This window comes from uncultured Thiodictyon sp., assembly GCF_903828115.1.
In the GTDB taxonomy this organism is placed as follows: Bacteria; Pseudomonadota; Gammaproteobacteria; order Chromatiales; family Chromatiaceae; genus Thiodictyon.
In genome coordinates this window covers 1-12,257 of the sequence record NZ_CAIKKU010000841.1, presented here as the reverse complement: position 1 = coordinate 12,257, position 12,257 = coordinate 1, and the positions used below count along the sequence as shown (strand labels likewise).

The following is a 12,257-nucleotide window of genomic DNA, read 5'->3' as shown; positions in this document are numbered from 1 at the left end:
GGGGTCGGGGTCGCCGAGATGAGGGGCGGACTGATCGCCAGGTTTCGGATCGGAAAGCTTTCCGAGTGCTCCGGTCAGCATTCGTTTGCCGCATGATTGCATTAGAATCGCTGGTGCCGAGGGGGCGGCCTTAATCATAACTTTGGCTGCGCGGCTTGCGGTAACCCGTCGCGGCCTGGGGGCCGCTCCTACGGGGATGCCGCGGTTTTCCCTTCATCTGCCCGGGGTCTGCAATATGACGACTGCCAGCCTTAAGCCCAAAGAGCCTCAGGACTTTTCGCGCCGCATCCTGCTCATGGTGACCGGTCGCACCCCGCAGGTGGTGACCGAGACCCTGTATGCCATCGCGGTCCGCCCGTTGCCGCCGGCTCGCCCCTTTGTGCCGACCGAGATTCATCTGGTGACGACGGCGGAGGGCTATCAGGACGCGCGCCTGGCCCTGCTCGACCCGGCCTCCGGTTGGTTCCATCGCCTGTGCGCGGATTATGGGCTGGCCGGCATCACCTTCGGTCCGGACCAGATCCACCGGATCACCGACGCCCAGGGCCGGCCGGTGGATGATATCCGTACCGCCGCGGAGCATGACGCCTGCGCCGATCTGATTACCGAGCGGGTGCGCGTCTTTACGGCCGATCCGCAGGCGGCCCTGCATGTTTCGCTGGCGGGCGGACGCAAGACGATGACCTATTACCTGGGCAATGCGCTGACCCTGTTCGGCCGCGCGCAGGACCGCCTGTCCCATGTCCTGGTCCCGCCGCCGTTCGAGTCCAACCGGGAGTTCTTCTATCCCACCCCGCAGAGCCGCGCGCTCTACATCGAACCGCTCAAGCGCTATTTCGACGCCAAGGACGCCGAGGTGACCCTTGCGGATATTCCGTTCGTGCGCCTGCGCGACAGCCTGCCCAGCCGGTTCAAGACCCTGGAACAAGGGCAGGCACGCTTCACCGCGGTGGTCGAGGCCATGCAGCAGGCGCTGGCGCCGGGCGCGGTGCGCATCGATCCGGACCACCACTGTCTGCGCCTGGCCGACGGTCGCGTGGTTGAACTGGCCGGTGCGGACCTGGCCTTTTACCTCTGGATGGCGCGCCGCCGCCTGGCCGGGGACCCGGTGGTGCGTATTCCGGGCAAGGACCACGGCCGTTGGACGACCAGCGAACGCGCCCTGTATACCGGGTATCTGGAACAATACCAGGCCGAGGCGGCGCGCCTGGACATCCGGGAGGTTACCGCCGTGGGCGCGCGGGCCGTGGGTGCCATGACCAACGCCTTTTTTCACCAGCGCATGACGAGTATCCGTGAGCAATTGGAGGAGTCCCTGGGGCCGCTGGCCGAGGTCTATGCCATCCAGGCCGTGAGCCCGGGGCGTCCTGCCGGCTATGGCCTGGCGCTCGCGCCCGAGCATATTCGCATCCTGGCGGAGGACTGCCGCTAAGGACAGGACGGCTTGCCGTAACGCAATCGCCGTCATCCACCCCCGGACCCCGGGGAGAGGCGGTGACCCATCTATCCACCAAAAAAGAGTATTTGGCCGCAAATGAACGCAAATAAGCGCAAATAAATCCGCTGGTTGGCATCATCGCAGGTGTCACCCGGACGGTGAACATGCGGCAAACGCCAAGTCTCTGATTATTTGCGTCAATTTGCGTTCATTTGCGGCTAAACTGCTCTTTCTGGGATGCAGAGAGATAATCATCATGTGGGATTGGTTCGACAAGACAGCGACGCTCCTGGGCTTCATCAGCCTGATCCCGATCTTCTGGACCTGGTATGAGATTGCGTGGGGCAGCAAGCGTCGTTACAAGGCGTGGTTCGAGGCGGTGCGGCAAACGCCGGGGCGGCGTCCCGGGGTACTGATCGTGGACCTGCTGCCGGCCAAGGAGATGCGGGCTCAGGTTGAGAACTTCCTGAAGGGGTCGCCGGACCTGAAGGCGATCCCGGCAGAGCGCATCCTGTCTGTCAATCACCTCAAACGCACCAAGGCAGAGGACCTGCCGTCGCTGGTCCTGGAGGTGCGGCAACAGATCGCACTGCTGATGCGCCAAGGCGTCGATGCCATCCACCTGTTCTATGGCGGACCCTGTGCCGTGGCGGCGATCATCGGGGCGGAGTTGCGCAATGGCTGCCGCGTTCAGTTGTATAACCACGAACAGGGCACCTATGTGACCTTCGGCCCGCTGTTGCATCTCGAGGGTTGAGGCGATGACCATCTATCTGCTCAACACGCCCATTCTCACGGCCTACGGCGACTATCGCTTTTCCGGTCCCATCACGCCCGCGCAGGCGGGGGAACGGCTGGCCGGCGGCTTTGTGTCGGCGGTCGGGCATGGTGCCGCGGCGGTCTTTCTCAGTCGACTTCTAGGGCTTGAGGTAGCGACCAACCGTATCACGATCGCCATGCAGCCGGGCGATACGGCCTTGGTGCTGCGTCTCACGACACGGCTGGCAGAGGGGATGATGCTGACGCCGGAGGAGATGGCGGAGGTGGAGTTTGAACTGGGCTGGCTGGAGCGAGTGGGCTGAGGAGAACGGGCGCACCCGCATGCTTGGCGGCGGCGCTCGGGCTGCTCTGGAAGCCCTGGGTGAGTATTCAGCCCGGACCCGCTCCAGGCCCGATCTGTAGGCCGATGCCGTTGAGTTAAGCGCTGCCGGTTCCCCACGCGCAAGCAGGGGAGCAAGAGCGGGCGCTCCGAGTTCAGTAACCAGACCGGACGCGGAGCGCCCGCACTGCATTCCCACGCTGGAGCGTGGGAACGAGAGAATCGACCAGAACCGACGCTGTCATACTCCCCATTCCTTGGCTCGGAGGTCTCGCACCCATGCCGTGCTATCAGCCATGTCTTTGCGGTCCTGCCACATTCCGACGAAAGGCTCGTCACGCAGGGGCCGGAGCGGTCGCGCGCGCGCCTGCCCGGAATGACGAGCACCGAGAAACTCGATAAAATCCCAGACCTCCACCTGCTGTTCCAGGGGAAGGGCTGTCAGCTTGTTGATCGTCTCTTGGATATTCATTTTCACGTAAACCTTCGTGCAGGTCCGCCAAATTGGAACATGGTGACAGCAAACACCGCGAACGACATGCAAAATCGAGGGACCACACCCAAACAGCGGCAGCGGCGCGAGCGCACACTCAATTTTACTGCGGCGCCTCCCTCGATGTCGAAGATCCCAGCGAGCGCCTGCCAAATCTCCGGAATGGTCATCCCCATAGCGCGAGCCAACGGGCCATAACCGAACCGTTCTCAAACCGGCCGGGATTCCGACGGGAAGCCGGGGTTGTGCGCTGTCCATGGCCGGGGGCTCGGGGGTGTGGTGGGTGCGCCTATGCTATCCGGCGGGGGGAGCGGGCTGCAATGCGGGGCCTCGGCGGGGGCGCGATCAGAACTGATGGGTTGACGCCGAATCAGTTCTGATCGCACCCCGCCAGCGGCGCGCTTGTGCCCGGCTGTGGCCCTACCGATAGGCGCGCATCTGCCCGACCAGCACCCCCTGGATCTCGACCTCCTGCGGGGCGAAGCGCAGCGGCTGGAGGGCGGCGTTGGCCGGGAACAGGGTGACCTGCCCGGGTTCCTGGAGGATGCGCTTGAGGGTGGTGTCCTCGCCGCGGATCAGGGCGACCACGATGGCGCCGTTGTCGGCGCTGCGGCGGTGCTCGATGACGACATAGTCGCCGTCCAGGATGCCGGCCTCACACATGGAGTCGCCCGTGACCTGCAGGACATAGCAGGGCGCGGCGGTGCGCAGGTGCGGCGGGACCTGGATGGTTTCGGCCTGCGGCAGGGCGTCGATCGGGCGGCCGGCGGCGATCCGCCCGAGAAAGGGCAGCGTGTCGGCGGGGGGATCTTGGGCGATCAGGCGGATGCCGGGGTAACGGGGGTCGAGCGGCTCCACCAGGCCCGCGGCGATCAGTGCCCGGACGTGCTTGTGCAGCGATCCGCGCGAGCGCAGGCCGAGCAGCGCGCAGAGTCCGACCAGGGTCGGCGGCCGGGCCTGGGCGGCGGCCTCGGCCCGCAGGGCGTCCAGGACCGCCTGTTGGCGTGGGGTGAGTCGCATGGGGCTGAAGTTCTCTTGCTGTTCTCTGAATCTCTGCTAGTCTGACGGAGAACAGATCGAGAACGACCGCCCCCACACCAAGCCCCCGCACCGAGGTAGCCGCCCATGCATCCGAATGTTGCCTACATCCTGCCGAAGCCGCGCCACCCGACCTGGATCCCCGCCCTGGAGCCGCTGGTGCTGGCCTGCGAGCCCGGCGTCGAGATCCCGCTCCTGGGCTATGTCGCCGCCGGGCAGCCGGTGGACCTCGCGCAGGATTGTGCAACGGTCACGGTGCCGCGCAATATGGTGCGCAAGAACAGCTACGCCTTGCGGGTGCGCGGCCACTCGATGATCGACGACCATATCCAGGACGGGGATATTATCATCATCGAGAAGCGCGAGACCGCCGAGAACGGGGAATCCGTGGTCGCTATGATCAACGGTGAGCGCGTGACCCTCAAGCGCTTTTATGTGGAGGCGGACGGGATCAGGCTGCAGCCGGCCAATCCGGCGATGAAGCCGATCTATCTGCGGCACGAGGAGTTGCAGATCCTGGGGATCGTCTCGGGGGTCATCCGGCGCGGGGGCTGACGCGGCCGGGTCGGGGCGGGCACCGGCGGGTGATGCGCCCGGCGCGGCATCGCTCCCGGAGATAGCACAGGCCTTACCGTAAAAGTCGTGCGGCGGCTTTGATCGTCGTTCCGGCCAGCATCGGCAGGGATGATGTCTTACAGGGGCGGTCCCGAACCGCACGGCGAGCGCGAAACCAAGACATTTAGACAGGATTAACAATATTTACAAGATGTTATTCGTTTTCAATCTTGTAAATCTTGTTAATCCTGTCAAGAAATTTCGGAACCGGTCAGGGTCGCGGCCGAAACCATGATCAAGGCCCCGCACGGCGACGCTGTGGGAGCGGCTTCAGCCGCGACGGGGCGTCGCAGACTGCCGCGGCGTCGCATCGCGGCTGCAAGCCGCTCCCACGGGGGCTTTCATCTTCCGGGGTAACTGATGTTCCTTGTCGTGGCCGTTAGCGAGGAAACGGAAAATGGACAGGATTAACAGGACTTCGCAGGATTCACCGGGTCTGCCATTACTGCAATGCCCCGGCCGAACAACCGATGAATCCTAAAAAATCCTGTTAATCCTGCCAATTTGCGGACGGGTTGCGCTGATCAAACGCCCTTGGGCGCCCTCCCCGCTCCCTTGACCGGCGCTTTGTGTTGGGCCGGAGGCTGGTGCCAGGTCTTGGGCGCCGTGTCGCTCTTCGCGCGGGCTGCGGGCGGGGCGGCGGAGGTCGAGGCCGCGCCGCGCCAGGCTTGGCGGCCTGCACTGCGCTCCCCGGCGAGGTCGTTGACCAGGGTCACCGTCTGGCGCTGGAGGTCGGCGACGGTGCCGCCGAGTTGGGCCAGGAAGGCGTTGCGATCGGCCCGCGCGGCCTGTGCCATGTCGGCATGGGTCTCGCGGAAATTGGTCTGCAGGGTTTCCACACTGCTCTTCAAATTGCTGATGAAGGCGTGCGCGGCGTCCGTCACTTCTTGGCGGGTGTCGGCGATCAGGGTTTGGCGGGCCATGCGCTCGGATTCGATCTCGTCGCGCAGCCGCCCCATGTCTTCGGTAAAGCGGCCCATTGTCTACACCTCGTGTCAGGTTGCGAAAGCGCACCGGGCGCGGGTGGTCCGCGTCCAGCCGCTACCGCGGGTTCGGCGCGGCATGCCACCGCAACCGGCACCGGAGGCCGCCGCGCGAGGCTGGTCAGCGCAGCGCGGCGGCATCCATCGGGGCGAAGGGTTCGCCCAAGACCTCGATCAGGCAGGGGATCGGGCAGTCGATCAGGCCGGGGCGGCCGCCGGGGCGGTGAGGCCGATCGCTTCGGCATACTTCAGGTAGGTCTCGACGGAGGCGATCACCACGCGGGCCTCAACGGCGAGCAGCTCGATACCGACGAGCGAGACCTTCAACCACGCATCGATCACGATGCCCTTGTCCAGGATGCGGTCAACAACTTCGGCCAGGCTGGAGGAATCGGTGGAGTTGGCGACTTTTGCCATTTTCTTAACCCTCTGAACGTCGAAACGAATGCACATGACGTGCGTTTGAAGCGTACCTACCGGACCTGCATGACGGTGCGCGTGGTTGCGCATCCGGCCCCGCCACCCGTGTCACCCGCACCGCGCACCAGGACTGGTGTTTGGGGGGCTTCCCGGTGCGGCGTCCTGCCGGCTCGGTCGCTTGACTGAGATAGAGCATGGGGCGTGCCAGTTGTGACCGCCGCCGACGGCCATTACGGCATCTCTATAAATCAATAGCTTGGTGTTTGGCGCCTGCTCCGGCGCCCGAGTTATTGAGGCAATTGCGATTCTTGACTATGGAATGGTTTCCATGTCTGTGGTGTCAGCGCCCTAGTATCCAGCACCCGTGAGCGGGTCCACGGCGCCGTGCGGACGACCGCAAGGCTCACGGCCACCCCGGAACAGATGAAAGTCCGCCGGTGGGAGCGGCTTCAGCCGCGACGAGGCCATGACGGCTTGCGCGGTCGCGCCGCGGCTGACGCCGCTCCCACAGTGTCGCGGCGCGACTTTCCCGATCGCGCCGCGAAGCGCGGTGTACTGCTTCGCAGAATCGGGGGCATTCCGGGAATGCGTCTGTCGAAAGTGGCACCGTGACAATATAACAGACTGTTAGATAAGTATCTTTATCTGCGGCACGGGAATTGCGTTTATTGTTGCAAGCCAAGACCTGGCGAATCCGCGAAGAGCGAACTGGTGGTACTGGTCCGCCTGCCATGAGCGGTTGCCAAGCCGGACACCCATCCCTTTCCCCATTGCCCGAGGCGACCAGCGATGACTCTGCGACTCCTTGTCTGCCTCTGCTGCATCCTGGCCGGGTCTCAGGCCGCCGCGGACCAGGCGCCCTCCCCGGTCGCGGTCCCGACCCTGACCTTCGGGGTGGTCCCGCAGCAGGCGACCGAGGCCCTGGCGCAGCGCTGGGTCCCGATCCTGGATTGGCTCAGTGAGCGTGCCGGGGTCCGCATCGGCTTTCGCACGGCACCGGACATCCCGGCCTTCGAGGCGCGTCTGGCCGCGGGTCACTACGACCTGGCCTATATGAACCCCTACCACTATACGGTCTATCAGGCCGCACCCGGCTACCAGGCCTTCGCCAAGGAGCGCGACCAGCGCCTGCGCGGCATCCTGGTGGTGCGCAAGGACTCGCCGATCACCGACATCGCCCAACTGCGCGGCCAGCCCATCGCCTTCCCCGCGCCCGCCGCCTTCGCCGCCTCGCTCCTGCCGCAGGCGGCGCTGCGTCAGGCCGGGGTCCCCATCGAGCCGCACTTCGTGCGCTCCCACGAGTCGGTCTATCTGGCGGTCGCCAAGGGCCTGTATCCGGCGGGCGGCGGTATCGAGCGGACTTTCGAGAACACCGCGCCCGGCACCCGCGAGCAGTTGCGGGTCCTGTGGCAGACCGCGCATTTCACCCCCCACGCCTTTGCCGCCCATCCCCGGGTGGACCCGCTGCTGGTCGCGCGCATCCGTGACGCCATGGTCGCGATGGCGGACTCGCCCCCGGGCAAGGCGCTGCTGGATGCGATCGAGTTCAAGGGGATAGCCCCCGCGGCCGACGCCGACTGGAACGATGTCCGGGCACTCGGCCTGGCGGCCCTGGCGCCCCCGGCCGCCGCGGCGCCATGAAGACCCGCCCGCCGCTCATCGCCCGGCTGTCCTTTCGCGTCAAGACGGTGCTGGGCATCGCCCTGATCGAGCTGGTGCTGCTCGCGGTGCTGGTGGGTTTGAGCCTCGATTACCTCGCCTCCACCAAGGCCCAGGCATTGACGGAGCGGGCGCACTCGACCGCCGATCTGTTCGCGACCCTGGCCAAGGACGCGGTCCTCGCCGACGACCTGGCCTCGCTGGAGACCTTCGCCGAGGCCGTGATGCGCAACCCGGACGTGGCCTATCTGCGGGTTACCGGCAACGGACGGCTGCTGGTCGCACGCGGTGAGGGCGCGGCGGCGGCCGGGGCCGATGGCGTGCTCCATGCCCATGCCGAGATCCGCGAGGCCGGTGCCGGCTTCGGGCGCATCGAGATCGGTCTGTCCACCGCCGGGCAGGTCCAACTCGTGGGCCAGGCGCGCGGGCGTCTGCTGGGCATCGCCCTCCTGGAGATCGGGCTGGTCGCCCTGTTCTCGCTGCTGCTCGGCAGCTATCTAACCCGTTCGCTGCGCGCGCTGAAAAGGGCCGCCCAGGAGATCGCCGCCACCGGGATCGCCGACGGGGGGCTGGATCATCGGGTGCCGGTCGAGGGCGGCGATGAACTGGCCGAGACGGCGCGCGCCTTCAACCGCATGGCCGAGCGCCTCAAGGCCAGCTACGAGGCCCTGGACCAGGCGCGCCAAGCCGCCGAGGCCGCTGCCGCCCAGGCGCGCGCCGCGTCCGCGGCGGCGGAGGCGGCCAACGCCGCCAAGTCGCGCTTCCTCGCGCACATGAGCCATGAACTGCGCACGCCGCTCAACGCCGTCCTGGGCTCCCTGGACCTGACGCGCGACTGGACCCTGTTGCCCGACCAGCGCGACCAACTCGCCATGGCGGACGAGGCGGGCCAGGCCCTGCTGCAACTGATCAACAATGTGCTCGATCTCTCCCGCATCGAGGCGGGCGAGCTGACCCTGCATCCGGAGCCCACGGCCCTGGGCGAAGTGGCCGCCCGGGCGGTCGCCGTGGTGCGCCCGCTCGCCCGCGCCAAGGGGCTCGATCTCCAGATCGACCTGGGGGCCGAGCTCCCCGACGCGGTGCTGCTCGACCCCCTGCGGCTGCGCCAGGTGCTGATCAATCTGGTCGGCAACGCGGTCAAGTTCACCGACAGCGGCCAGGTGCGCCTGCGCGTGGAGGCCCTGTCCCCCGACGCGGCGTGCCGACGGTTGCGCTTCTCGGTCGAGGACACCGGCATCGGCATTCCCAAGGACCGCCAGGCCCGGCTCTTCGACGAGTTCAGTCAGGTCCAGGACCAGGCCGCCTACCGCCAGGGCGGGGCCGGGCTCGGGCTCGCCATCTCCCAGCGCATCGTCCACCTGCTCGGGGGTCGGATCGCAATCGAGAGCGAGCCGGGGCGCGGCAGCCGCTTCTCGTTTGAACTGGAGGTCCAGGCGGCAGCACCCGCCCTCGCGCCGGTCGCCGCGACACAGGTGCGCCCGACGCGGCTGCCGGGGGCGGCGGCCCGCCGCGACCTGCCCGTCCTGCTGGTCGACGATGTCAAGACCAACCGGCTGGTGGCCGCCGCCGCGCTCGCCAAGGCCGGCTACGCGGTACGCAACGCCGCCAACGGTCTGGAGGCACTGGAGGCGGTGCGCCGCGAGCCGATCGGCAGCGTGCTCATGGACGTCTCCATGCCGATCATGTGCGGGCTGGAGGCGTCACGCCGCATCCGCGCCCTGGCCGGGTCCGTGGGCGGGGTGCCGATCATTGCCTTGACCGCCCATGCGCTCAAAGAGGAAGAGGAGCGCTGCCGCGCCGCGGGCATGGACGACTTCATCACCAAGCCCTTCGCCCGCGAGCACCTGCTGTCCGTGGTGGAGTTCTGGCACGGGGGCAGTCATGGGGATGACGTGGTGGCGCCGACCCCGATATCACTGTAGGAGCGGCCCCCAGGCCGCGACGGGTTGCCGCAAGGGCCGGTGGCCGGAGATATGATCAAGGCCAAAATAGTGGACCCCCGCACCTGACCCCAGCGCCCCATGACCCACCCGATCCCAAGCGCACCACCCCCGTCCGCGATCTCACGCGACGACTACGACTCGCCCTGGAAAGACGTACTCGACCGCTGGCAGGCGAGCGGGAAACGCACTTCGAGCGGCGCCTCTACACCTACCACTCGCGGCTGACAGACTGTTACAACCGCCCGGTCGCGACCCTGGTGGTGCTCACCGATGACCGACCCGACTGGCGACCCGCGCGCTACGAGCAAGCCCTCTGGGGATGCCGGGCGCTGTTGGAGTTTCCCAGCGTCAAGCTGCTGGACTACCGGGACCGGGTGGCCGCGCTGGAGGCCAGCGACAATCCCTTCGCGCTGGTCGTCTTGGCCCAGTTGGCCGCGACCGCCACCCGCCGCGATCCGGCCACCCGGCTCGAGCACAAGATCGGCCTGACACGCCGGCTGTATCGCCGGGGGCTGGAGCGCGAGGACATCCTGAGCCTCTACGCCTTTATCGACTGGGTGCTGGCGTTGCCGGACGCCCTGGAAGAAGACTACCATCGCTGTATCCAAACCATCGAGGAGGCAGAGCACATGCAATACGTGACCACTGCTGAGCGCATCGGGATTCAGAAGGGCCGACACGACGGTCGGCAGGAGGGTCGGCAAGAAGGCTGCCAAGAGACGCAACGCCAAGAAGACACCCGAGCGTCGGCGTCCGGCGGCCATGGGACACCGGACAGCAACCGCCGTTCCCGACGAAGATCGCGCGAGCGTCCAAGGATACCTTGGCTGGGTTCAAGGCGACCGCGGAAGCCACGGCGAGGGCGGCGGTGGAGCCGCCTGCGGCATTCTCCCGACGCGGCTTTGGGAATTTCGTATACTGTCCCCGGAATTCCCCCCGGAATTCCCCTGTCCCCGGAATTCCCCAAAATCGAACAATGAGTAAGCCCCTCACATGAAAAGCCTGCGCATGACGACCCGCATTGCCGCCGATGGGATGCTTCACCTCCCGGCCCTGGAGTTTGCCAACCAGGACGTCGAGGTGATCGTGTTGCCGGCCTCGCGCACGACGCAGCGGACTGACACCCTGATCGGCCCGGAAGCACTGAAAAAAGCCCAGGAGATCGGTTTCATCGGCAGCCTGGACGCCGCGCCCGATTTTTCCGTCCGCTACAAGGACGAACTCGACTGGTCTCACAAAGCATGATCATCGCCGATACCGGGTTCTGGGTGGCGTTGGCCAGTCCCCGGGATGATTATCATGTCTTGGCTAAACAAAAATTCGCTGGCTTGTCGGAATCATTGATTACCACCTGGCCGGTGATGACAGAGGTCTGCCATCTCCTGCTGCAGCGGTGCGGTACCCTGTCTCAACTGAAATTTATCGAGATGTATCGACAAGGCGTTTTCACGGTATTCGATCTGGACATATCGTATGCCGAGCGCCTGGATCAACTCATGCAAAGCTATGCGGACCTGCCGATGGATTTGGCGGATGCGTCCCTGGTACTCCTGGCGGAAGCCTTGAATCATGGCCGCATTCTGAGTACGGACCGCCGGGATTTTCATGCCTATCGCTGGAAAACCAACAAGCCTTTTACAAACCTGCTGGTGTCCTGAGAAAGAGACCATGGGTAAGGCCCATGCCGTCCAGTCCGGCATGGCAGACTACCGCGACCTTCCTGCCGGCAACCTGGTCCAGCAATGGGTGGAGGGCAACACCCTGCACCAGGCATTGATCATAACTCCGGCCACCCTCCTGCACGGGTGGTCGCCGGACCGCACAGCGGACCCTACGGACTCGCGCCCGAAGGGTCCGCTGTGCGGACCACAGACCTCGCCGTTGGCTGATGGGTCGGGATTTTGATCAAGACCTCGCGCCAGGCGGCTAACGCAGCGTGGCGCCGACCCCGATATCATTGGATAACGGCTGGAGCTTGAGTGCATAGGCAGGTTTAACAGGCTCTTACCGTGAAAGTCCCGCAGCGAGGCTGTGGGAGCGGCTTCAGCCGCGACGGGGCCTCGCAAGCGCCCGCCACGTCGCTGGTTACCGCGGCCTCGCAGCGCGGGTTGCCGACATATCCAAGCGGCTAAAGCACAAGATCGGCCTGACGCGGCGACTGTATCGCCGGGGGCTGGAGCGCGAGGACATCCTTAGCCTCTACGCCTTTATCGACTGGCTGCTCGCGTTGCCGGACGCCCTGGAAGAAGACTACCATCGCTGTATCCAAGCCATTGAGGAGGCAGAGCGCATGCAATACGTGACCACTGCTGAGCGCATCGGGATTCAGAAGGGCCGACACGACGGTCGGCAAGAAGGCCGCCAAGAGACGCAACGTGAGTTGCTGGAGCAACTGCTGGCGGTGCGGTTTGGACCCTTGCCGGACCTGGTGGAGACGCGGTTGGCGGAAGCCGAGTCGGTCCAGTTGGCCGCTTGGTTCCAGCGGGGGCTTGAACTGTTGCGATTAAAGTTGTACATTTTTGCCAAACATGAGCAAAAAAGTGTACAAAGTAAGGATAGGCGAGGCGGC

At 65.8% G+C, this 12,257-nt stretch carries 15 protein-coding genes; 11 read left to right on the top strand and 4 right to left on the bottom strand.

Annotated features, from left to right (window positions below; translation table 11 throughout):
- Positions 1-235 precede the first annotated feature (235 nt).
- From csm6 to QZY48_RS31455, 3 genes are all read left to right on the top strand, one after another.
- Positions 236-1,432 (top strand): CRISPR-associated ring nuclease Csm6, encoded by a 1,197-nt coding sequence (csm6, locus tag QZY48_RS31465; RefSeq protein WP_295438089.1) that lies wholly within the window; start codon positions 236-238, stop codon positions 1,430-1,432.
- Between the two features lie 262 nt (positions 1,433-1,694).
- Entirely contained in the window at positions 1,695-2,195 is a 501-nt protein-coding gene (locus QZY48_RS31460) for an SAVED domain-containing protein (RefSeq protein WP_100919914.1), read from the top strand.
- A 4-nt stretch (positions 2,196-2,199) separates the two neighbouring features.
- Complete coding sequence (locus tag QZY48_RS31455) at positions 2,200-2,520, top strand: DUF1874 domain-containing protein (protein ID WP_295438086.1); 321 nt, start codon at positions 2,200-2,202, stop codon at positions 2,518-2,520.
- A gap of 258 nt (positions 2,521-2,778) precedes the next feature.
- On the opposite strand, the gene QZY48_RS31450 is transcribed toward QZY48_RS31455, so the two are convergent.
- Together QZY48_RS31450 and lexA (QZY48_RS31445) are read right to left on the bottom strand one after the other, a co-directional pair.
- Complete coding sequence (locus QZY48_RS31450; RefSeq protein ID WP_295438083.1) at positions 2,779-3,009, bottom strand: hypothetical protein; 231 nt, start codon at positions 3,007-3,009, stop codon at positions 2,779-2,781.
- A gap of 441 nt (positions 3,010-3,450) precedes the next feature.
- Positions 3,451-4,050 (bottom strand): transcriptional repressor LexA, encoded by a 600-nt coding sequence (gene lexA / locus QZY48_RS31445; protein WP_295438081.1) that lies wholly within the window; start codon positions 4,048-4,050, stop codon positions 3,451-3,453.
- 105 nt (positions 4,051-4,155) lie between these two features.
- Here lexA (QZY48_RS31445) and lexA (QZY48_RS31440) point away from each other — a divergent pair, with 105 nt between their 5' ends.
- Complete coding sequence (lexA, locus tag QZY48_RS31440; protein ID WP_295438079.1) at positions 4,156-4,623, top strand: transcriptional repressor LexA; 468 nt, start codon at positions 4,156-4,158, stop codon at positions 4,621-4,623.
- Positions 4,624-5,207: 584 nt separating this feature from the next.
- Here the strand turns inward: lexA (QZY48_RS31440) and QZY48_RS31435 are convergent.
- Complete coding sequence (locus QZY48_RS31435) at positions 5,208-5,663, bottom strand: hypothetical protein (RefSeq protein WP_295438076.1); 456 nt, start codon at positions 5,661-5,663, stop codon at positions 5,208-5,210.
- 201 nt (positions 5,664-5,864) lie between these two features.
- Positions 5,865-6,083 (bottom strand): gas vesicle structural protein GvpA, encoded by a 219-nt coding sequence (gvpA, locus tag QZY48_RS31430; protein ID WP_020503491.1) that lies wholly within the window; start codon positions 6,081-6,083, stop codon positions 5,865-5,867.
- 792 nt (positions 6,084-6,875) lie between these two features.
- Between gvpA and QZY48_RS31425 the strand changes: the two genes are divergently transcribed.
- The 7 genes from QZY48_RS31425 to QZY48_RS31395 all read left to right on the top strand — a co-directional run.
- Positions 6,876-7,727 carry a phosphate/phosphite/phosphonate ABC transporter substrate-binding protein gene (locus tag QZY48_RS31425; protein WP_295438073.1) on the top strand — a complete coding sequence of 284 codons (852 nt, stop codon included), beginning with the start codon at positions 6,876-6,878 and terminating at the stop codon, positions 7,725-7,727.
- Positions 7,724-9,667, top strand: a complete 1,944-nt coding sequence (locus tag QZY48_RS31420; RefSeq protein ID WP_295438071.1) for an ATP-binding protein — start codon at positions 7,724-7,726, stop codon at positions 9,665-9,667. Before QZY48_RS31425 ends, QZY48_RS31420 begins: the two co-directional genes overlap by 4 nt.
- A gap of 278 nt (positions 9,668-9,945) precedes the next feature.
- The gene (locus QZY48_RS31415; protein WP_295438068.1) at positions 9,946-10,668 is read left to right on the top strand and encodes a hypothetical protein; all 723 of its coding nucleotides are present in this window, start codon (positions 9,946-9,948) and stop codon (positions 10,666-10,668) included.
- A gap of 13 nt (positions 10,669-10,681) precedes the next feature.
- A complete protein-coding gene (locus QZY48_RS31410; protein WP_295438066.1) occupies positions 10,682-10,933 on the top strand; it encodes a hypothetical protein in 252 nt (83 codons plus the stop codon).
- A complete protein-coding gene (locus tag QZY48_RS31405) occupies positions 10,930-11,346 on the top strand; it encodes a PIN domain-containing protein (RefSeq protein WP_295438063.1) in 417 nt (138 codons plus the stop codon). Before QZY48_RS31410 ends, QZY48_RS31405 begins: the two co-directional genes overlap by 4 nt.
- Before the next feature lie 10 nt (positions 11,347-11,356).
- Entirely contained in the window at positions 11,357-11,593 is a 237-nt protein-coding gene (locus tag QZY48_RS31400) for a hypothetical protein (protein ID WP_295438060.1), read from the top strand.
- 385 nt (positions 11,594-11,978) lie between these two features.
- Positions 11,979-12,257 (top strand): hypothetical protein (locus QZY48_RS31395; RefSeq protein WP_295438057.1); only part of this gene is annotated, 279 nt, incomplete at its 3' end.

What these genes read in the sequence shown, in the direction of transcription:
- QZY48_RS31425 (WP_295438073.1), top strand. Translation starts at nt 6,876, where the DNA reads ATGACTCTGCGACTCCTTGTCTGCCTCTGCTGCATCCTGGCCGGGTCT.
- QZY48_RS31400 (WP_295438060.1), top strand. Translation starts at nt 11,357, where the DNA reads ATGGGTAAGGCCCATGCCGTCCAGTCCGGCATGGCAGACTACCGCGAC.
- gvpA (WP_020503491.1), bottom strand. Translation starts at nt 6,083, where the DNA reads ATGGCAAAAGTCGCCAACTCCACCGATTCCTCCAGCCTGGCCGAAGTT.
- QZY48_RS31410 (WP_295438066.1), top strand. Translation starts at nt 10,682, where the DNA reads ATGAAAAGCCTGCGCATGACGACCCGCATTGCCGCCGATGGGATGCTT.
- QZY48_RS31435 (WP_295438076.1), bottom strand. Translation starts at nt 5,663, where the DNA reads ATGGGCCGCTTTACCGAAGACATGGGGCGGCTGCGCGACGAGATCGAA.
- QZY48_RS31420 (WP_295438071.1), top strand. Translation starts at nt 7,724, where the DNA reads ATGAAGACCCGCCCGCCGCTCATCGCCCGGCTGTCCTTTCGCGTCAAG.
- QZY48_RS31460 (WP_100919914.1), top strand. Translation starts at nt 1,695, where the DNA reads ATGTGGGATTGGTTCGACAAGACAGCGACGCTCCTGGGCTTCATCAGC.
- lexA (WP_295438081.1), bottom strand. Translation starts at nt 4,050, where the DNA reads ATGCGACTCACCCCACGCCAACAGGCGGTCCTGGACGCCCTGCGGGCC.
- QZY48_RS31405 (WP_295438063.1), top strand. Translation starts at nt 10,930, where the DNA reads ATGATCATCGCCGATACCGGGTTCTGGGTGGCGTTGGCCAGTCCCCGG.
- csm6 (WP_295438089.1), top strand. Translation starts at nt 236, where the DNA reads ATGACGACTGCCAGCCTTAAGCCCAAAGAGCCTCAGGACTTTTCGCGC.
- lexA (WP_295438079.1), top strand. Translation starts at nt 4,156, where the DNA reads ATGCATCCGAATGTTGCCTACATCCTGCCGAAGCCGCGCCACCCGACC.
- QZY48_RS31455 (WP_295438086.1), top strand. Translation starts at nt 2,200, where the DNA reads ATGACCATCTATCTGCTCAACACGCCCATTCTCACGGCCTACGGCGAC.
- QZY48_RS31450 (WP_295438083.1), bottom strand. Translation starts at nt 3,009, where the DNA reads ATGAATATCCAAGAGACGATCAACAAGCTGACAGCCCTTCCCCTGGAA.